18 protein-coding genes are annotated in these 17888 nt (G+C 62.6%); 9 read left to right on the forward strand and 9 right to left on the reverse strand.

The genetic code is table 11. The features are described 5' to 3' along the window. Positions 1-774 (reverse strand): ribonuclease J (locus GS429_RS22170; RefSeq protein WP_235920788.1); only part of this gene is annotated, 774 nt, incomplete at its 3' end. A gap of 488 nt (positions 775-1262) precedes the next feature. On the opposite strand from GS429_RS22170, the gene GS429_RS10630 reads away from it, so the two are divergent. Next, positions 1263-1886: an alpha/beta hydrolase gene (locus GS429_RS10630; RefSeq protein WP_235920789.1), complete on the forward strand. Its 624-nt coding sequence runs from the start codon at positions 1263-1265 to the stop codon at positions 1884-1886. A gap of 340 nt (positions 1887-2226) precedes the next feature. After that, entirely contained in the window at positions 2227-4545 is a 2319-nt protein-coding gene (locus tag GS429_RS10635) for an amino acid permease (protein WP_160065335.1), read from the forward strand. Positions 4546-4677: 132 nt separating this feature from the next. Here the strand turns inward: GS429_RS10635 and GS429_RS10640 are convergent, their stop codons facing one another. Both GS429_RS10640 and GS429_RS10645 read right to left on the reverse strand, forming a co-directional pair. Then, entirely contained in the window at positions 4678-5181 is a 504-nt protein-coding gene (locus GS429_RS10640) for a methyltransferase family protein (protein WP_160065336.1), read from the reverse strand. A 134-nt stretch (positions 5182-5315) separates the two neighbouring features. Next, entirely contained in the window at positions 5316-6716 is a 1401-nt protein-coding gene (locus tag GS429_RS10645) for an FAD-binding oxidoreductase (RefSeq protein WP_160065337.1), read from the reverse strand. 160 nt (positions 6717-6876) lie between these two features. Here GS429_RS10645 and GS429_RS10650 point away from each other — a divergent pair, with 160 nt between their 5' ends. The 3 genes from GS429_RS10650 (at position 6877) to GS429_RS10660 (ending at position 9076) form a co-directional block, all read left to right on the forward strand. Then, on the forward strand, positions 6877-7206 hold the full coding sequence (locus GS429_RS10650) for a DUF8152 family protein (protein WP_328821345.1): 330 nt from the start codon (positions 6877-6879) through the stop codon (positions 7204-7206). A gap of 165 nt (positions 7207-7371) precedes the next feature. Then, positions 7372-7944 carry a GNAT family N-acetyltransferase gene (locus GS429_RS10655; RefSeq protein ID WP_160065338.1) on the forward strand — a complete coding sequence of 191 codons (573 nt, stop codon included), beginning with the start codon at positions 7372-7374 and terminating at the stop codon, positions 7942-7944. Positions 7945-8062: 118 nt separating this feature from the next. Beyond that, entirely contained in the window at positions 8063-9076 is a 1014-nt protein-coding gene (locus tag GS429_RS10660; RefSeq protein WP_328821346.1) for a TIGR04024 family LLM class F420-dependent oxidoreductase, read from the forward strand. A 62-nt stretch (positions 9077-9138) separates the two neighbouring features. Here GS429_RS10660 and GS429_RS10665 read toward each other — a convergent pair whose 3' ends face one another. Together GS429_RS10665 and GS429_RS10670 are read right to left on the reverse strand one after the other, a co-directional pair. Continuing rightward, positions 9139-9396 (reverse strand): DUF5789 family protein, encoded by a 258-nt coding sequence (locus tag GS429_RS10665; protein ID WP_160065340.1) that lies wholly within the window; start codon positions 9394-9396, stop codon positions 9139-9141. 262 nt (positions 9397-9658) lie between these two features. Beyond that, the gene (locus GS429_RS10670) at positions 9659-10624 is read right to left on the reverse strand and encodes an NADPH:quinone reductase (protein WP_160065341.1); all 966 of its coding nucleotides are present in this window, start codon (positions 10622-10624) and stop codon (positions 9659-9661) included. 127 nt (positions 10625-10751) lie between these two features. Between GS429_RS10670 and GS429_RS10675 the strand changes: the two genes are divergently transcribed. After that, on the forward strand, positions 10752-10895 hold the full coding sequence (locus GS429_RS10675) for a hypothetical protein (protein ID WP_160065342.1): 144 nt from the start codon (positions 10752-10754) through the stop codon (positions 10893-10895). Here the strand turns inward: GS429_RS10675 and GS429_RS10680 are convergent. Then, positions 10864-11985, reverse strand: coding sequence for a pyridoxal phosphate-dependent aminotransferase (locus GS429_RS10680; RefSeq protein WP_160065343.1), 1122 nt, complete (start codon positions 11983-11985; stop codon positions 10864-10866). The two genes, GS429_RS10675 and GS429_RS10680, sit on opposite strands and share 32 nt — an antisense overlap. 150 nt (positions 11986-12135) lie before the next feature. On the opposite strand from GS429_RS10680, the gene GS429_RS10685 reads away from it, so the two are divergent. Beyond that, complete coding sequence (locus GS429_RS10685) at positions 12136-12792, forward strand: DUF6517 family protein (protein ID WP_160065344.1); 657 nt, start codon at positions 12136-12138, stop codon at positions 12790-12792. Between the two features lie 171 nt (positions 12793-12963). Here the strand turns inward: GS429_RS10685 and GS429_RS10690 are convergent, their stop codons facing one another. Together GS429_RS10690 and GS429_RS10695 are read right to left on the reverse strand one after the other, a co-directional pair. Beyond that, on the reverse strand, positions 12964-13830 hold the full coding sequence (locus GS429_RS10690; RefSeq protein ID WP_160065345.1) for a 2-oxoacid:ferredoxin oxidoreductase subunit beta: 867 nt from the start codon (positions 13828-13830) through the stop codon (positions 12964-12966). Then, entirely contained in the window at positions 13827-15584 is a 1758-nt protein-coding gene (locus GS429_RS10695) for a 2-oxoacid:acceptor oxidoreductase subunit alpha (protein ID WP_160065346.1), read from the reverse strand. The genes GS429_RS10690 and GS429_RS10695 overlap by 4 nt, the downstream gene beginning before the upstream one ends. Positions 15585-15863: 279 nt before the next feature. Between GS429_RS10695 and GS429_RS10700 the strand changes: the two genes are divergently transcribed. Continuing rightward, complete coding sequence (locus GS429_RS10700; RefSeq protein ID WP_160065347.1) at positions 15864-16532, forward strand: FAD-dependent oxidoreductase; 669 nt, start codon at positions 15864-15866, stop codon at positions 16530-16532. Between the two features lie 71 nt (positions 16533-16603). After that, positions 16604-16999, forward strand: coding sequence for a hypothetical protein (locus tag GS429_RS10705; protein WP_160065348.1), 396 nt, complete (start codon positions 16604-16606; stop codon positions 16997-16999). A 76-nt stretch (positions 17000-17075) separates the two neighbouring features. On the opposite strand, the gene mce is transcribed toward GS429_RS10705, so the two are convergent. Beyond that, positions 17076-17459, reverse strand: a complete 384-nt coding sequence (mce, locus tag GS429_RS10710) for a methylmalonyl-CoA epimerase (RefSeq protein WP_160065349.1) — start codon at positions 17457-17459, stop codon at positions 17076-17078. Positions 17460-17888 lie beyond the last annotated feature (429 nt).

The raw sequence follows: 17888 nt of genomic DNA on the forward strand, positions 1-17888 counted from the left end.
AAGGGATTTGACGCGGGCGATGTGGCTCGAGAAGGTGGTGGCGACGATCCCGCCGTCGTAGTCCTCCATGCTGTAGAGGACGTCGCGGAGGTGTTCTCGAGCGACGTTCTCGGAGGGAGTGCGTCCCTTCTTGTTCGCGTTCGTACAGTCCTCGATGTAACAGAGGACCCCTTCGCCCTCGCGACCGATCTCGCGGAACCGCTCCATATCGATCGGGTCGCCGAGCACCGGGTTGTGGTCCATCCGCTTGTCCAGGCCGTAGACGACTGCGCCTTCGGGCGTATGGAGGACGGGATTGATCGCGTCGATGATCGAGTGGGTGACGTTGACGAACTCGAGGTCGACCTCGCCGGAGTCGCCGATCGACATCGTCTCGCCGGCGTCCATCTTGATCAGGTCGTTCTCGACGCCGAACTTCTGTTCGCCCTCGATCTGCTGTTTGACCAGTTCGATCGTAAACGGCGTCGCGACGATCGGCGCGTTGTATCGGTGGGCCAGTTTCGAGATGGCACCGATGTGGTCGAGGTGACCGTGTGTCGGGACGATCGCTTTTACGTCGCCCTCGAGGTCGCTCATGACCCGGTCGTCGGGGATCGCGCCCATGTCGATCAGGTCGAGACTGTGCATCCGTTCGGTTTCGACGTTGTCGTGGATGAGAACCTGCGAGAGGTTCAGACCCATGTCGAAGATGACGACGTCTTCACCGGCGCGGACGGCAGTCATCTGCCGTCCGACTTCTTCGTAGCCGCCGATTGTTGCGATTTCGATTTCCATGGTTCGTTGTACTGAAAGCCGCGTGGTGGACTCTCATCGAAACGGTCCGCGGACTCCCGGTTGTACGGCCCCGGCGTCTTACAGCGCGTCGGCCATCCCGCTATGCGAACGGGGAGGGGATTCCCCTCCAATCGGCCCACGACACCGCCGTGAGCCCCGAACGCACTTGCCCGCGGGTTTCGCTACTGCCACCTACACGCCCGGGTGTTAAAAACGCAGTGGGTTGGGCACGCGAACGCATCCATTCAATAGAGAGATAGCTTCGAGAGCTGTATTTTCTGAGACTGTACTAAATAATAATGGTGGTTAGATAGTGAGATAAAGCCATCTCAGAAGATAACGAAGCACGCAGTGACGGCCCGTCGGCGATCACGTCTCGTCGATCGATCCTTCGGGGAGTCGGCACGGTTGCGATCGGAACGGGAGCCGTCGCCGCGGCGAGCTCTCCGGCCTCGGCCGGGAAATCGGACGGTTGTGAGGACCCGCCGATGTCCTATCCGCGGGTGACGACTCGCGGCCACTTCGAGACGACGTGGTACGGCAGCGTCGTCCTGACCGACGGCAACACGCCGTCTACGTTCGAGTTCGAGGGAGACGAGATACCCGGCGTTCACACCGATCCGGTCGACGAACTCCTGGTTCACGCCCACAGTTGGAATAACGATTTCGAGGGCGGCGTCTGTTCGGTCGAGGAGACGGGCACGACGTTTGCAGCCGAGGGGTACGACTACCCCGTCGTCGGCTACACCTGGGACGCCGATTTCGGCTGGTACTCCGCGACGGAAATCACGGAGCAAAACGGTTCGAAGCCGGCGTCGTTCGTCAGCGAGTACGCGGAGGCGAACCCGAGCGTTGCCGTTCGCCTGTGCTGTCACTCGCTCGGTGCGCGGGTCGTTCTCAGTGCCCTGGAGTCGCTCGCAGAATGGGGACGGACCGGCGTCGGCGAGTCGACGACGCTACTGGGCGGTGCGGCGGACGCCGCCACCGTCTCGATGGGCGGCCGCTACGGCTCGAGTATCGAGGCCGCGACGGGACGGCTGGACAACCATAGTAACAACTGGAACTGTTTACACGCTGATCGCACAGCTGTCGTGCGATCAGGTGTAAACTGACTTCCAGTGGCTACGATATTGGACGGAAGACGACGCGGTCCTCGACTGGGCGTACGGGACCGCCGAGTGGGGAACCGCCGTCGGGGCTGCCGGCGTCGATGGGACGCCGCTGGATACACAGACCACAACGTCGGGTACGTTCGGACCACTTTAGCCACTTCACCGCTGACGGCTGTCTCCACGACGTCGTCGATACGTTCTAGCCGACTGCAGTGAGAAAATAAATAAGTGTGGATTTTCATGGCACATTATTTGCCGCATAATCACAACCAGTGGGCAAAATCGGAAGAGAAAATTGAAATGCGAACATTTCTTAGTCTCCGTTCAAAAGGGTCGGGTGATGACGAAGGATCTCGAGCGCGACCTTGGGTTGTTCGCCGTAATCGCGATCAGTATGGGGGCGATGATCGGGAGCGGGATCTTCATCTTACCTGGCGTCGCGATGGCGGAAGCGGGGCCGGCCGTGATCGTCGCGTTCGTGATCGCCGCGATCCTCGTCGTGCCGGCAGCACTCAGCATCGCCGAACTCGGGACGGCGATGCCCGAGGCCGGTGGGGACTACGTGTTCATCGAGCGCGGGTTGGGGCCCTCGTTCGGGACCATCGCCGGACTCGGCACGTGGCTCATGTTGATGCTCAAAGGATCGCTCGCGCTCTACGGCGGAATGTTCTACATCAATTTCGTCTACCAGCTCCCGACGTGGGAGCTCGCTATCCCCGGCCTCAACGCAGCGCTTACGATTCCCGGCGTCCGGGCGCTCGGAATTACCTTCGCGATTATTCTCATCGCCGTCAACCTCTTCGGGGTCAAACAGACCGGCGGCCTCCAGTTGATCATGGTTATCGTTATGCTCGCGATCCTCTCGGCGTTCGTCGCCGGTTCGATCGTGCAGGTCGAGGGGGCGAACTTCGACGGCTTCTTCGACGAGGGAATCGACGGCATCCTCAGCGCGACGGCACTCGTTCTGGTTTCCTACGCCGGCGTGACGAAGGTCGCCGCCGTCGCCGAGGAGATCGAAAACCCAGGCCGCAACCTCCCGCTCGGACTGCTCATCTCGCTTATCGGGACGGCGTTTCTCTACGCCCTGCTCGTTTTCGTTCTCGTCGGGGTCGTCGACGGGCCGGAACTGGCCGGAACGGAAGAGCCGATGGCTGAAGCGACGGAGCTCCTCTTCGGGGATCTGACGGTCGCTGGCGGCATTCCACTTGGACTCCTCGCCGTCGGCGCGATCGTGCTCGCGGCGCTGCTAGCCCTCGTCAGCACGGCCAATGCGGGCATTCTGACGGCCTCCCGCTACCCGCTCGCGCTCAGCCGTGACAACCTCTTCCTCGACAAATTCGAGTACATTCATCCGCGCTTTTCGACGCCCTTCGTCGCCATTCTCACGACCGGTGCGATCATCATTTTCATCGTTGCCACACAGGAAGTCGACGAAATCGCCAAGATGGCCGGGGCGTTCCAGATCCTCGTCTACATTCTGGTCTGTGGGGCGCTAATCGCCTTCCGCGAACGCGACCTCGAGTGGTACAACCCCGACTTCCACACGCCGGGCTATCCCTGGGTCCAACTGTTCGGGATCGTCTCCGGGATTTTCATCATCACGCAGATGGACGCGCAGGAAATTATCGGCTCGATCGCCATCGTGATCTTCGGCTTCGTCTGGTTCCGCTGGTACGCAAAGGAAAAGGTCGAACGCGAAGGCGTCGCCAAGGGACTCGCTCGCCGCGAAGCCGGGAAACAGTTCGTTCGCGACACCGAAGAACAACTGGAACAAGCCGACGAGTACGATCCGGATCAGTACGAGGTCCTTATTCCGATCAGACAGGACGTGACCCGCGAACAGGAGGATGCACTGATTCAGATGGCCGCACCGATCGTCAAGCGACGCGGCGGACGGATCCGCGTCGTTCGATTCGACGAGGTGCCCGATCAGGTGCCACTCGACACGGCCGCCGAAGAGCTATCCGAAGAAGACCTCGAGTTCGAGCAGCGAACCGACGACCTCGTTCGCTACCTCGAGGTCCCCGTCGAAGTCGGCGAGATCGTCAGCCACGACACGCGTCACGCAGTCGTCAACTTCGCCGACCGAACCGGTTCCGACCTCATTCTGGCACGCCAGGAGGCGACCAGTCGACTCGGGACCCTCTTCGGCCGGGACACCGACTGGATCATGGAACACGCCCCCTGTGACGTCGTCTTCGTCCAGCACGAACAGCGCGTCACCGTCGACGAAATCGCCATCGTCACCGACCGGAGTCCGTTCAACGATCCGCTCAAAGTCGAACTCGCGGACGCGATGGCCGACGTCCTCGGCGCCCGCATCAGGTTTTGCTATGCGGTTTCCGAGAACGCCCCCGACAAACTCCTCGAGACGATCGAGGACTACCACGCCGAGCTCGACGACCTCTGTACCGTTCCCGTCGAATCGACGATCATCCGATCCAACGACGCCGTCTCGGGGCTCTCAAAAGAACTCGAGTCGTCCGATATCGTCATGCTCAGCACGGTGACCCACCGTCGGCTCCCCGATCTGGTCATCGAACAGCGCTCCGATCGAATCGCCGCCGCGATCGAACAGCCGGTGTTGCTCGTCCACTCCAAGAAAACCCGCCGGGGGTCGTTCCTCCGGCCGATCCTCGATCGCTTCCTGTTCGATTGACGCCGGCCGCACGCGCTCGACGGTATCGGCGACTTTCCGTCACAGACTCGTAGCCGAGTCGCTGCTCCGCTCACCAACCGACCTTCGACCGAATTGAACTGCGATCGGTATCCGACACGGCTCGAGCGTGAATCAGCGGTCGTGGGGCGGGTGCAGTCGCGGAACCCATCGCGGAACCTCTTCGAAGTAATCTTCGTACGCGGCTCCGTGTGCCTCCAGTAAACGGGGTTCTTCATACTCGATGATACGCCGATGAAAGCCGAGCCAACAGACGACGGCCCACCAGAGTACGTGGAGCGATTTGTACCGGACAGCCTGTCCGCCGATGAGCAAGAGCACGCCGACGTACATCGGATTGCGCAGATGGGCGTAGACGCCGCCCGTAACGAGGTCTTCCGTCTCGTGGGTTGGTGACGGCGTCCCCCGTCCTTCGGAGGCGAATCGCCAGGCAGTATGGAGGTAGAGGAGTAGTCCCAAAACGAACGAGACGCGACCGAGCGACCGTGCGATCCTGGAATCGAGCGAGGGTGCTTCCCGGTCGTATCGAGCCAACAGTTTCGGGATGAGACCGGCGACGGTTCCCGGAACGAGCACCGAAAACACCGCCGTTTTCACCATCGCGCTCGGGACGGTCATGCACCGAGAAACAACGAACTCGAGGATAACCGTTCGGTGTTGAACGGAGGTCTGTCGGTTGTCCGATTCGTTTAGGTCGGGATTGGTTTGAAGGTAGATTGGGATCGGACCCAACTCGACACCGACAGGAGACGCTACTCGGCTTCCGTTTCGGGAAAGATTTTCCCCGGATTGAGCGTTCCCGTCGGATCGAGTGCGCGCTTGACCCGTCGCATTGCATCGACCCCACCCGCGCCGTGTTCGGCCTCGAGGAACTTGCGTTTTCCCTGGCCGATACCGTGTTCGCCGGTGACCGTTCCGCCGAGTTCGATCGCCCGTTCGACAGTTTGTTCGTACACTGCTTCGCCGCGTTCGACCTGTTCGGGATCGTTCGGATCGACGAGCACCGTGTGATGGAGGTTGCCGTCACCGGCGTGGCCGTAACAGGGTGCGAGGAGGCCCGCCTCGTCGGCGAGCCGTTTGGTCTCCCTGACGATTTCGGGGTAGGAATCGAGCGGCACCGTCACGTCTCCGGGGTGGAGCGGCTCGAGGTCGGCATCGTAGCTCCGGACGGCGTAGGCCAGTTCTCGCCGGGCTTTCCAGAGTCGATCCATCTCGGCGTCGTCGTCGCTCATTTCGAACCGAAGCACGTCGTGCTCCTCGAAGATCGTCCGACAGAGGTCGATTTCCTCCTCGATGCCGTGATTGGCGTGGAACTCGAGGAAGACCATCGGCGCGTCGGGGAGGCCCGTGTCGAGATACCGATTGGCGATCCGAGCGCTCAGGTCGTCGACCAGTTCGATTTTGGCGACGTCGACTTCCGTCCGAATTGCGTCGGCGATCGCCTCGGTCGCGTCGTCGAGCGTCTCGAAGATAGCTCGACCGCCACGGATCTGTTGGGGACGCCCCGAGAGTTCCAGCGTCACCTCGGTGACGACGGCCAGCGTTCCCTCGTTCCCGACGATGAGGTCGGTCAGGTTGTAGCCGCTCGAGGACTTGATCGCTCGCGACCCGGTCCGAACGACGGTGCCGTCGGCCAGCACGGCCTCGAGGCCGAGCACCCAGTCGACGATCTCGCCGTAGCGAACGGTTTGCATCCCGCTGGCGTCGGTGGCGACCATCCCGCCGATCGTCGAGATATCGCCCGAGGAGGGCAGCGGCGGGAAAAAGAGCCCGTCGTCGGCGACGTACTCGTCGACGGCCGAACCGATGAGCCCCGGCTCGACGTCGATCTGGAAGTCCTCTGGCCGGTAGTCGACGATTTCATCCATCCGAGTGAGATCCATGCTGATCCCCCCGCGGGCCGGCACGGCGTTGCCCTCGAGCCCCGTCCCCGCAGCGTAGGGGGTGACGGGGACGCCGCGTTCGGTGGCGGCCGCGAGAATCTCCGAAACGTCCGCCGTCCGCTCGGGATACACCACTGCGTCCGGCACGACACCGTCGCCGGTCTGTTCTGCGCCCCAGTCGGCGGCGTGTGATTCTCGCCGTCCCTCAGCGAACGATAGCTGGTCGTCCGCGAGGTCGAGATCCTCGAGGAACGAACAGTCGTGAGTCATACGATCACGTCGTCCAGAACCCGTATCAACGTTTCCCACCATCGATGGCGCTGTTGGTTCGCTCGTGGCGCGGCCATGAAATCCTGTCTGATACAGGCGACCCACGTCTCGAGAGCGGTACCGAGTAAGCATCACGGTTCTCGAGTCCGTGGGAGCAATCGTGACCGACAGTTCGAACGGCGGCCGGCCCGACGATGCGGACGACGAATTACGCGAACGGACGCGAGAACTCCACCGCCACCTCGAGGCGACCGCCGAGTTACCGATCGACCGCGAAACGAACCGCTGGCTCGGCGAGGCCGAGGCGATCGCGGCCGATGTCGCGACAGCCAGTCTGGATGAGGCCACCGTTCTCGAGCGCGTCGAGAAGGTTCGAGGGCTGCTCTCCGAGGTCGACGAGACGGGCCACGAGGCGGCGGACGATCACCTCGAGACGGCAAAGCGACTATGTACAACGATTCTCGAGGACGGAGATTCCGCTGGTGCGTAGCGACGGCGGTATCAGACGGATCGGCTCGAGTGCTCGAGCGGCGATCGGTGCGGTCGATCGCTGGCCGCTCGGCGTTTCCTCGGATCGTTCGGTACCGAGATAGCGTTCGATTTACGTATCGTTCAGGACAGAATACATATATCCACACTCTCCGTTGACGGACGTATGCCGGGTGCCCGAATCACGAGCGGCGACCGAGTGACCCTCCGAACCGTCGAGTCCGAAGACCGCGACTTCCTCCAGCGGGCCTACGCCAATCCCGAGCTTCGTTACCCGCTCGGGAGCCCGTTGTTGAATCAGACGGACCTCAAGGAGTGGACCGACGACGAAAACGCGGATCGGTTCCTCGTCTGTCTCGAGGCGGACCCACTCGGACCGGAGCAGCCGGACGACGCCGACAGCCTGCGACCGATCGGACTCGTGTCGGTCGAAGACGCCGACTGGCGGCGTCCCGAACTCGTTTACTGGCTCGTACCCGCGGTCCACGGCGAAGGCTACGGGAGCGAGGCCGTCTCGCTGGTCGTCGACTACGTTTTCCGGACGTACGACACACCCGCCGTCGGCGCGGCGGCCTACGACTTCAATGACGCCTCCTGGGGCCTGCTCGAGTCGCTCGGCTTCGACGAGGAAGGCCGCATTCGGCGGGACCGGTTCGTCGACGGCGAGTACGTCGATACGATCCAGTACGGGCTGTTGCGCGAGCACTGGGATCTCGAGCGCGATCGATTCGATAGCTAAGAGTCGTCCGTGTCGCCGAACTGGGCGGAAACGCTACAATTTTATGGGAATGGCTGACGCGGTAGCTGACGATGGCAGACAGTCGACCGAACCGAAAGCCGACGCGGAGGGGAGCACCGTGACCACCGAACTGGACCTGCTGGTCAGACTCGGCGACTACGAGCAGCCACAGGACGTCGCCGACCGCGCCGTTCAGGCCGAAGAACTGGGTTTCGACCGGATTACGGTCGGCGAAACGACGGGGTGGAACATCGTCCCGCCGCTGACGCTCGCCGCTGATCGAACCGAGGAACTCGGCATCTCGAACGACGTCATCTCACCGTACGGACGCTCGCCCGCGATGCTCGCCCAGACCGCGCTCACGCTGCACGACGCCTCCGACGGCCGGTTCCGACTCGGCCTCGGTCCGAGTTCACCGGCGATCACCGAACGCTGGCACGGCCTCGAGTTCGACCGGCCGCTCCGGCGCACCCGCGAAACCATCGAGGTCATCCGTGCGGTCTACGGGAACGGCTCTCCGGCCTACGAAGGCGAAATATTCGATATCGCTGGACTCAACTACGAACGCGACGTTCCCGAGACCCCGCCGCCGATCGATCTCGGAACCCTCGGTCCGAAAGCCACAGAGATGGCCGGCCGCTTCGGCGACGGCTGGGCACCCCAACTGTTCACGAAAGCGGGTCTCGAGGACCGCCTCGAGGACCTCGAGCGCGGGGCCGAACTCGCCGAGGGTGACAAGTCGCTCGAAGATCTGCGCGTCGCGCCGATCGTCCGCGGGGTCGCGAGCGAGGACCGCGAACTCGCCCGGCGGAAGGCTCGCGGCACGATCGCGTTCATGCTGGGTGCTTACGGCCCCTACTACGGCGATTCGGTCGCTGAACAGGGCTACCCCGACGTCGTCGAGGAGATCCGGGCGGCTTGGCAGGATCGAGATACCGAGGCGATGGCCGCTGCGTTACCCGACGAGGTGCTCGACGACCTGGCTCCGGCGGGGACGCCCGAGGAGGTCCGCGAGTGGGTCGACGCGTACCGCGAGATCGACGGCGTCGACGCCGTCCGCGTCGGCTTCGTCGACGAGATGACCGAGAGAGAAAAGCGGACGACGATGGAAGCCGTCGCCGACCTCGTGTAGGACGGTGTTGCGTTACTCGACGCAGCGTGATCGGGGGCAAATATCGGCGGGAACTGATTTCCCTATCCTTCCCCCTCCGACTGGAAGGGTTCGCCGACGGCGTTTCGAGGCAGGAGCGTAAACACCTCGGTTTTTAGATCGTCAACGGACTCGAATCGGTCGTCGTTCGAGTTGGCGACGACCTCACCGAGGTTCGCGTCACCCTCTGCGAGAACGAGCGTCACGTCGTCACAGCGGTCGCATACCTCGTCCCGAGCGATCGGATACTCGAACTCCTCGAGGACGCTTTCGATATTGTTGAGTTTGACAGATTGGTCCATACCGGTCGTACGGCGACCGCGCCCTTAGCGGTACGGACGGTTCGAAAACGGGGACTGTCACGAACGCGAGCATCCGGCTCGACGTCGGTCTGAATTGGCGTATGCGGCTCGATCAACAGATTCCCGATGTCGTAGAATCCGTCTCGTATAGCTGATCTACTGCGGCTATTTTCGGCCACATCAATGGATCCCTATATACCGACCCTGGCAACTGACAGGGCCCCGGCATTCCTCATCCAACACGAATCTATGTCGCGTTTCGTTAGGGTTCGATAACCAGCTTACCGAGGAAGCTGTCGTTCATTACGTCACGCTGGGCTTGAGACGCTTCCTCGAGATCGTAGCTGCGCGCGAGTTCGATCGAGAGCGCGTCGGTTGCCATGAGATGGGCGACGCCCCGCAGCGGCACCCGCAGATCCGGCGTGTTGAACATGCTCATGAACTGGTAGTTGACGTCCTTCGAGCGGGCAGCGCCGTCGTTCGTAAAGGCCGGATCGGGGCTGTTCTCGCCGATACCGACGACCCGACAGCCGGTCGCGGCGACGTCCGCGTCGAACTGCAGGTAGTCGTCGAGTCGGTGGTCGAGGATCGCGTCGACGCCGCCGTCGCTGGCCTCGAGCGTGGCATCGGCCAGATCGTCTCGGCCGTAGTCGAGGACGGTCTCGGCACCGAGGGACTCGAGGTCGTCGTGGTAGGACTCGGAAGCGGTGGTGATGACGCGGGCGCTGACCGCGGCCCCGATCTGGACGGCGGCGTGGCCGACGCCGCCGGAGCCGCCGTGGACCAGACAGTACTCGGCGGGGTCGAGCGCGGCGTGGTCGATCAGCGCGCGCCAGGCGGTGACGGCGGCGACGCCCGCCGCGCCCGCCTCGGCCAGGTCCGCATCGTCGGGAAGGTGAACGACGCGATCCGTTGGGACCGTGGCGTACTCGGCGTAGGCTCCCTGATCGGAGGCGTTACCGATCCCGGTTCCGAAGACGCGGTCGCCGTCCGCGAAGTCATCGACGCCGTCACCCGTTGCTGCGACGACCCCCGAAAAGTCGACGCCGGGGGTAAACGGCACGCCGACCGGTTCGTAGGAGCCGTCCCGGAAGTAGGTGTCGACGGGGTTGACCCCTGCGGCGGCCACCTCGACGAGGAGTTCGTCCTCGCCGGGATCGGGGCGGTCGACGTCGTCTACTTGCAGTACGTCCGCGTCGCCGTGTTCGTGTAGGCGTACAGCGCGCATGTCGTTCGATCACACGCCATAGAACCGTATAAGAGTACAGTTTCCGGTGACTCGTCCAGCCTCGGGCCCTATCACGGTGCATCAGCGAGTCAAACGGTTGACCGCTCGCTGGCCCTGCTCACACGTGATGAGCGAAGCCATCGGCGGGCACAGCCACAGTCACGGCCACGGTCACGGTCAACTCGAGGACGTTACGGTCGGGATCTTCCCGGCTCAGGAAGGGAGCGAAGAGATCGCGTTCACCGAACCGCTCGCGTCGCGTCGTCGATGATCTCGAGGGCCTCCTTCAGCTCCTCCATACCGGTTGCATAGGACAGTCGAGCGTAGCCCTCGCCGTTCGCACCGAAGGCCTCGCCGGGGACGACGACCACGTCACGGTCGAGGACCTCGTCACACCAGCCCTCGGGGACCTTCGGCATCACGTAGAACGCTCCCTGTGGCGTCGGTACCTCGAGGCCGGCGTCGTTGAGCCCGTCTACGACGACGTCACGGCGCTCTTCGAACGCCTCGACCATCTCTTCGACCGGCTCCTGTGGCCCCGTTAGGGCGGCTTCGGCGGCGTACTGTGCGGGCGCGGAGGCACACGCCTGACCGTACTGGTGGACCCGGAGCATGCGCTCGATGCGGCGGTTCGAGCCGGTGACCCAGCCGAGTCGCCAGCCGGTCATCGAGTACGTCTTCGAGCAGGCGCTGACGACGACGACGTTGTCCGTCTCGGCGAACGCCATCGGCGAGCGGTGTTCGCCCTCGAAGACGATGTGTTCGTACACTTCGTCGGAGATACAGAGCACGTCGTGTTCGTCAGCGATGCGGGCAAACTCCCGCATGTCCACTTCGCTCTGGACGACACCCGTTGGGTTGGCCGGGCTATTGACGATAAACGCGGCCGTTTCGTCGGTGATCGCTTCTTCGACGGTGGCGGGATCGAGCGTGAGATCCTCACGGAGTGGAACGGGGGTCGGCGTTCCGTCGGCGATCTTCGTCAGGGCGTCGTAGGCGACGAAACCCGGATCGGGGAAGATCACTTCCTGGCCCGGGTCGACGTGGGCCTCAAGGGCGATGTGGAGGGCTTCGCTGCCGCCCGACGTCGCAATGACGTCCTCGGGATCGATCGCGAGGTCGTAGTCGCGGTCGTACTTCGCGGAGATGGCGTCCCGAAGGGACTGGGTTCCCTTGTTCGACGTGTAGGCGTCGGTCTGACCAGCCTCGATGGCTTCGATCGCCCCTTGACGAGCGTGGGCCGGAGTCGGGAAGTCCGGCTGTCCGATGCCGAGGTTGATCGCGTCCTCGCTGGCCGCCTCGAACACTTCGCGAATGCCGCTGATCGACACCTGCTCGACCCGTCGTGAAAACTCGGTCATACGTACACAGGTGAGGCCGATCCCGATAACTCTTGATGTGTCCGATACCCGCCTGCGAATCGTGCAACCATTCAACTCGATCAGATGTTCTTGTCTCCACGAATGAACGTGCCACAACTACTATACGGCCGCTTTGGCACTACTGGAATAATGACTCTCTCTCGACGAACGCTACTCGCCGCAGGAGCAACGGGCACGCTTGCACTCACGGCCGGCTGTCTCGATTTCGTCCGCGGCAACGGCCCGCTCGAACTGCAGTCCGAACGCGCGGCCCCGACCGACGCCGCCCTCGAAGACGCCGGCTACGAAACGCACGAGATCGAGGAGGAATCCATCGACGAGACCGTCGAGGTCGGCGTCGAACGCGACGTCCATGCCTCGATCTGGACCTCGATTTACTCGAAAGAGGTCGAGTATCGAGGCTACGAACACGAAGGCAGTTTCTTCGCCGCCGTCTCCGTTCCGGACGTCTCGGTGCTCGGCTACTCGGTCAACCCGATCGCGGACATGAGCAACGAAGACCTCCTCGAGGAGTTTATCGGACAACTCGACGGCGACCACGGCAGTATCGAGAACATCACCCATCAGGAGTCGTTCTCGCTCGAGATCCTCGGCGACGGCCGAGACGTCGACGTGTTCGAAGGCGAAACCGATCTCGAGGGCGAGTCGATCGACGTCGAGATCGCGCTGACGTCGTTCGCTCACGAGGACGATATCATCGTCTTGCTCGGCAGCTATCCCGCCGCACTCGCCGAGGAATCGGCGAACGCCGAGGTACTGATGGAATCCGTCGAGCATCCGGTCTGATCCGCTCCGCGCCACGGACGTCGACTCCTCCGGGTTGTAGTTGGACTTCCCACGCTCGCCTCGAGCGACCGGTCCGTTGACCGCTCCTCAGCAGCGGCTATCCGGGACTCAGGTTCGATGTGATACGGGTCGAGACAAACGAAAAATCAGCACAGCGTTCGACGGCGGTCGTTAGTAGAACTCGCGGACGAGATCCATCGCGTCGTCGGGTGCGCCGTCGGGAATGTCGGACATGTTTTCGGTAACACCGTGTTGTTCGTGGTACGGCACCGAGTTCTCGTCCTGGTACATGACGCCCTGGTACTCCTTGTCGCTGTCGAGGATGACTTCCTTGGCGGACTCGTAGTCCGTTGGATCGTGGTCCTCCTCTTCCTGAAGATCGACCAGGTTGTCACGGAAGTAGTCGTAGGTGTCGACGTCGTTGAACGTGACACACGGGCTGAAGACGTTGACGAAGCCGAAGCCGTCGTGTTCGATGGCTTCCTTGACGATCTCCTGGTGTCGCAGCGCATCCGAGGCGAACGACTGGGCGATAAAGGACGCGCCGGAAGCCAGTGCGAGTGCAAGCGGGTTGACCGGCGGCTGCTTCGGCCCCTCGGGGGTCGTCGAGGTCTCGAAGTCGGACCGCGAGGTCGGCGAGGCCTGACCCTTGGTCAGGCCGTAGATACGGTTGTCCATGACGACGTAGGACATATCGACGTTCCGGCGGACGGCGTGGACGAAGTGACCCGCACCGATCGAGTAGCCGTCACCGTCTCCGCCGGCGGCCATGACTTCGATGTCGGGGCGAGCCATCTTGACGCCGGTTGCAAGCGGGAGCGCACGGCCGTGGACGCCGTGAAGGGCGTAGCTGTGCATGTACGTCCCGATCTTGCCGGAACAACCGATCCCGGCCACCACGAACGTGTTGTCGGGGTCGTTGCCGGTCTCGGCGAGGGCTTTCATCATGCCGTTCATCGTCCCGAAGTCGCCGCATCCGGGACACCAGGTCGGCTGCTTGTCGGATTTGAAGTCGGTGAATCGTACGTCGGAGCTCATTGTGCAGGCACCTCTTCCGCGATTTTGTTGGTAATCTCTTCGGCGAGTTCGTCCGCCTTGAAGCGGACACCGGTGTACTTGTTAATGCGCTTGACGCGGGTAAGCACGTCGTGTTCGATCACGTCGGCGAACTGACCGTTTGCGTTACATTCGACGACGATCGCTTCGTCGGCGGCCTCGATCTCCTCGGTCAGATCCGGCCGCGGGAAGATGTACGGAACCGAGATCACGCGAACGTCGATCCCGTCCTCTTCGAGGTAGCCGAGGGCTTCGACCAGCGCACCCTCGTTCGAGCCCCACGAGATGATGAGGTTGTCGGCGTCGGCGTCCCCGAACTCGCGGTAGTCCCAGTCCTCCTCGTTCTTGGCGGTCTCGACCTTCCGGTTTCGTTTGTCGACCTGCTGGACGCGTTCGTCCTCCTCTTCCGTTCGGCGACCGAGTTCGTCGTGCTCGAGGCCGGTCGTCATGTGAGCCGCGTCGGTAGTGCCGGGGATCGCACGCGGACTGACGCCGTCTTCGGTGGCGGCGTGGGCGCGGAACCGGCCCTGGGCGTCGAGCCACTCGTCGACTTCGTCCTCGTCGACGAGCTTGCCGCGGTCGATTTCGACCTCGTCCATGTCGAACGCTTCGGGCGGGAACGTCTGCTCGGTGACGGACATCGCCAGATCGGAGACGAGGAAAACCGGCGTCTGGTACTTCTCGGCGATATTGAACGCCTCGATCGTCTTCCAGAAGCACTCGGTGATCGTCGTCGGCGCGATGACGAACCGCGGAACTTCGCCGTGGCCGCCGTAGAGCGCCATATTAAGATCGCCCTGTTCCTGCTTCGTCGGCATCCCGGTCGAGGGGCCGGATCGCTGGACGTCGGTGATAACGAGCGGCGTTTCGCTGGTCGCAACCAGCCCGAAGGTCTCGGTCATGAGGTCGATCCCGGCACCAGACGTCGCGGTCATCGCACGAGCGCCGGCGCGTGCGCCACCCAGCGCCATGTTGATCGCCGAGAGCTCGTCTTCGGCCTGCACGACGTGTCCACCGTAGTCTTCGATCCGTTCCGTCAGGTACTCCATGATGGACGTCGCGGGCGTGATCGGGTATCCAGCGTAGAATCGGCAGCCGGCGGCGATCGCACCCATACCGATCGCTTCGTTGCCGTTCAGGAGGACGTAGTCATTGTCCGTGGTTTCGAGGTTGTAGCCGAGGTGGTCCAGATCGTAGTTCTCCTGGACGTACTCCTGGCCGAGCCGGGCGGCCTCCTTGTTGTTCTCGACGATCTTCGATCCTTTGCCGCCGAAGCGCTTCTCGAGGGCCTCGTCGAGATACTCGACGTCGAAGCCGGTGATCTCACACGCGGCGCCGAGCGCGACGATGTTGCGCATGATCGCGCCGCCGGCGTCTTCGGCGAGCGATTTCAGCGGGACGTCGACCGCAGTAATGTCGTCTGGAATCTCCGCCTCCCAGGAGCGTTCGCCGTCGTAGATGACGGCGCTGCCCTCGTGGAGTTCGTCGAGGTTCTCGTCGATAGTTCGCTGTGTCAGCGCGACGAGGATATCCAGGCGATCGACGACGCTCTGGATGTCGTCGACCGACGTCCGGATCTTGTACGCGGTGTACCCACCGCGGATTCGTGACGCGAAGTCTTTCGACGTGAATACGTGCCGTCCGGCTCGGGAAAGTGCCTGAGCAAAGATTTTACCCGTGGAGTCGATACCGTCTCCGGCCTCGCCTCCGACCGCCCAGTTGAGATCCTCAGCCATGTTATGCTGAATCTTGCTCCCAGTAAATGAAAAGGCTTCTGAAACCCTCACCGCCGGACTGTATCGATACCTGACACGTGTGTGTAGAATTGCTATTTTATATATGAATAATAGAACTTTCCCAGTAATAAATGCATGCTGGAGACGTTTGTAAAGCAAACCTCCTCCTTTCGCGACGGACGGACCCGGTCGATCGTTGCGAAGTGTCTAACGCGTCGTCGCGACGGGGACGGGCGGGAAATGAGAACGCCTTTTCGACCTGCGCAAGAAGGAGCCGTCATGGAAGGGACGCCAGTCACCGTCGAATCGGTCCGCGAAGTAGGTCCCGGAACCGTCGCGCTCGAACTCGAGACGCCCGAAGCGTTCGACGCCGTGCCCGGACAGTTCGTCCTGCTGCGGGCCGTCCCGTGGGACGTCGACGACGAGGAGAACGTCGACGAGGACGACGTGGTCATGCGCCACTACACGCTCTCGTCGGCGTCGGTCGAGGAAACGTTCGAGATTACGGTCGGGATCGATCCCGAGGGCGACCTCTCGCCGTGGCTCGCCAACCTCGAGGGCGGGGAGACCGTCCACGTCGAGGGCCCCTTCGGGACGATCACCTACGAGCGCGACGACCATATCGTCGCCGTCGCGGGCGGCCCGGGCGTCGGTCCCGCGGTCGCGATCGCCGAAGCGGCCCACGACTCGGGCCACGACGCGGTCGTCGTCTATCAGGACGACGAGCCGGCCCACACGGAGCGGCTGGAAGCGCTCGAAGACGACGGCGCAGACGTCGTGATCCTCGACGAAGACGATCGCGATGGGCTGGCCGAGGCGGTCGAGGGACACCTCGAGGACGGCCAGATCTACGCCTTTGGGTTCGAGGACTTCGTGACCTTCGTCGCCGAAACGATCGACGACGCCGGCGGCGACTCGGACGAGGCGCTGATCGAGAACTTCGGATAGCGTCGAGCCGCCGGCGTACTGTAATCGCTCGCAAGCACAGTACCTACGCACACCCCGCCGCTAGCACGGGTATGGTTGACGACGACCTCGAACTCGAGCGGGACATCGGCCAGGCGACCATCGTTTACGACGAACCGGACGAAGGGACCGTGAGAAAGACGGTTCCGAACGAGCACATCGCGTACTTTCAGGATCACTGGATCATCAAAACCGACGAGGACGAGGACGGCCACGATATCGTCCGGCGGATTCCGTCCCACCGAGTCCACTACGTCGAGCGCTCGGTCGAGCAGTTCGAAGAGGAAGTCAAGACGCTCGTCGATCAGGTCCAGTCGTTCGCCAGCGACCTCCGGACGAAGATTCCGGTCGGCGGCGGGAGCGAAGGGAGAGACGGCGGCGACGAACGCCCCGAACCCCACCGTATCGACGTCGAGAGCGGCGAACCGGACGAGAGTCAACTCGACTGAGTCGCGGCACTCACCCGACTCGAGACGCCCGTTCAGTGCCGGGTCTCGATCTCGCCGTGAAACGTCGTTTTCGACGTCAGTGTTCGACGAACTCGATCAGAATGCCGCCGGTATCTTTCGGGTGGAGAAACGCGACCGTGTGCCCCCACGCGCCGGGACGGGGTTCTTCGTCGATTAACCGCACGTCGTGGTTACGTGCCGTCTCGAGTGCCCCCTCGATGTCCTCCGTCGCGAGCGCGAGGTGGTGAATGCCCGCGCCGTTGTTCTCGAGGTACCGGGAGATGGTCCCCTTCTCGACGGGTTCGAGCAGTTCGAAATAGCCGTTTTCGCAGTCCAGGAAGACGACGCGCATCCCGTCGAACGTCTCCTCGTGGACGACCTCGAGGCCGAAGAGGTCCGAATACAGTTCCGCGAGTGCCCGTGCGTCCTCCGTCGCGATTCCGGCGTGGTCGAAGTGCATCGGGAGTACGTTCGCGGGATTCGAGCGTTATTCTTGTGATTCGATCCAAATTCGGTGAGAACGATCTGACGTCTGTTAGCCACAGATACGAACCACGCGATACAGCGTGTGATCAATCCGCATAGTAAACTGTAAGTACGCTGGATAGGTTACGATCAGCGATGAGCATTCGGGACCGCCGACGGGAAATACTGCAGGACTTCGATGAATTCCAAACTCTCGATTCAGTGAACCGGCGCATCAAATGGGCGTTGAACAGCGAAGACGATACGCTCAACGAACGGATGGCTTACCGCGAACTACACGCATATCGGACGGACTCGAACGTAGAGAACGTTGATGTTCCGGCTCCATTGAATCACTAGGTGGCGTCGAGGTGCGGCAGTAGATCAAAGGAGTTGAAGCGGGATAGTGGCGATTGTTATGAAC

This window comes from Natronorubrum halalkaliphilum (assembly GCF_009834785.1).
Classification (GTDB): domain Archaea; phylum Halobacteriota; class Halobacteria; order Halobacteriales; family Natrialbaceae; genus Natronorubrum; species Natronorubrum halalkaliphilum.

What these genes read in the sequence shown, in the direction of transcription:
- GS429_RS10630 (WP_235920789.1), top strand. Translation starts at nt 1,263, where the DNA reads ATGTCCTATCCGCGGGTGACGACTCGCGGCCACTTCGAGACGACGTGG.
- GS429_RS10635 (WP_160065335.1), top strand. Translation starts at nt 2,227, where the DNA reads ATGACGAAGGATCTCGAGCGCGACCTTGGGTTGTTCGCCGTAATCGCG.
- GS429_RS10640 (WP_160065336.1), bottom strand. Translation starts at nt 5,181, where the DNA reads ATGACCGTCCCGAGCGCGATGGTGAAAACGGCGGTGTTTTCGGTGCTC.
- GS429_RS10645 (WP_160065337.1), bottom strand. Translation starts at nt 6,716, where the DNA reads ATGACTCACGACTGTTCGTTCCTCGAGGATCTCGACCTCGCGGACGAC.
- GS429_RS10655 (WP_160065338.1), top strand. Translation starts at nt 7,372, where the DNA reads ATGCCGGGTGCCCGAATCACGAGCGGCGACCGAGTGACCCTCCGAACC.
- GS429_RS10665 (WP_160065340.1), bottom strand. Translation starts at nt 9,396, where the DNA reads ATGGACCAATCTGTCAAACTCAACAATATCGAAAGCGTCCTCGAGGAG.
- GS429_RS10670 (WP_160065341.1), bottom strand. Translation starts at nt 10,624, where the DNA reads ATGCGCGCTGTACGCCTACACGAACACGGCGACGCGGACGTACTGCAA.
- GS429_RS10675 (WP_160065342.1), top strand. Translation starts at nt 10,752, where the DNA reads ATGAGCGAAGCCATCGGCGGGCACAGCCACAGTCACGGCCACGGTCAC.
- GS429_RS10680 (WP_160065343.1), bottom strand. Translation starts at nt 11,985, where the DNA reads ATGACCGAGTTTTCACGACGGGTCGAGCAGGTGTCGATCAGCGGCATT.
- GS429_RS10685 (WP_160065344.1), top strand. Translation starts at nt 12,136, where the DNA reads ATGACTCTCTCTCGACGAACGCTACTCGCCGCAGGAGCAACGGGCACG.
- GS429_RS10690 (WP_160065345.1), bottom strand. Translation starts at nt 13,830, where the DNA reads ATGAGCTCCGACGTACGATTCACCGACTTCAAATCCGACAAGCAGCCG.
- GS429_RS10695 (WP_160065346.1), bottom strand. Translation starts at nt 15,584, where the DNA reads ATGGCTGAGGATCTCAACTGGGCGGTCGGAGGCGAGGCCGGAGACGGT.
- GS429_RS10700 (WP_160065347.1), top strand. Translation starts at nt 15,864, where the DNA reads ATGGAAGGGACGCCAGTCACCGTCGAATCGGTCCGCGAAGTAGGTCCC.
- GS429_RS10705 (WP_160065348.1), top strand. Translation starts at nt 16,604, where the DNA reads ATGGTTGACGACGACCTCGAACTCGAGCGGGACATCGGCCAGGCGACC.
- mce (WP_160065349.1), bottom strand. Translation starts at nt 17,459, where the DNA reads ATGCACTTCGACCACGCCGGAATCGCGACGGAGGACGCACGGGCACTC.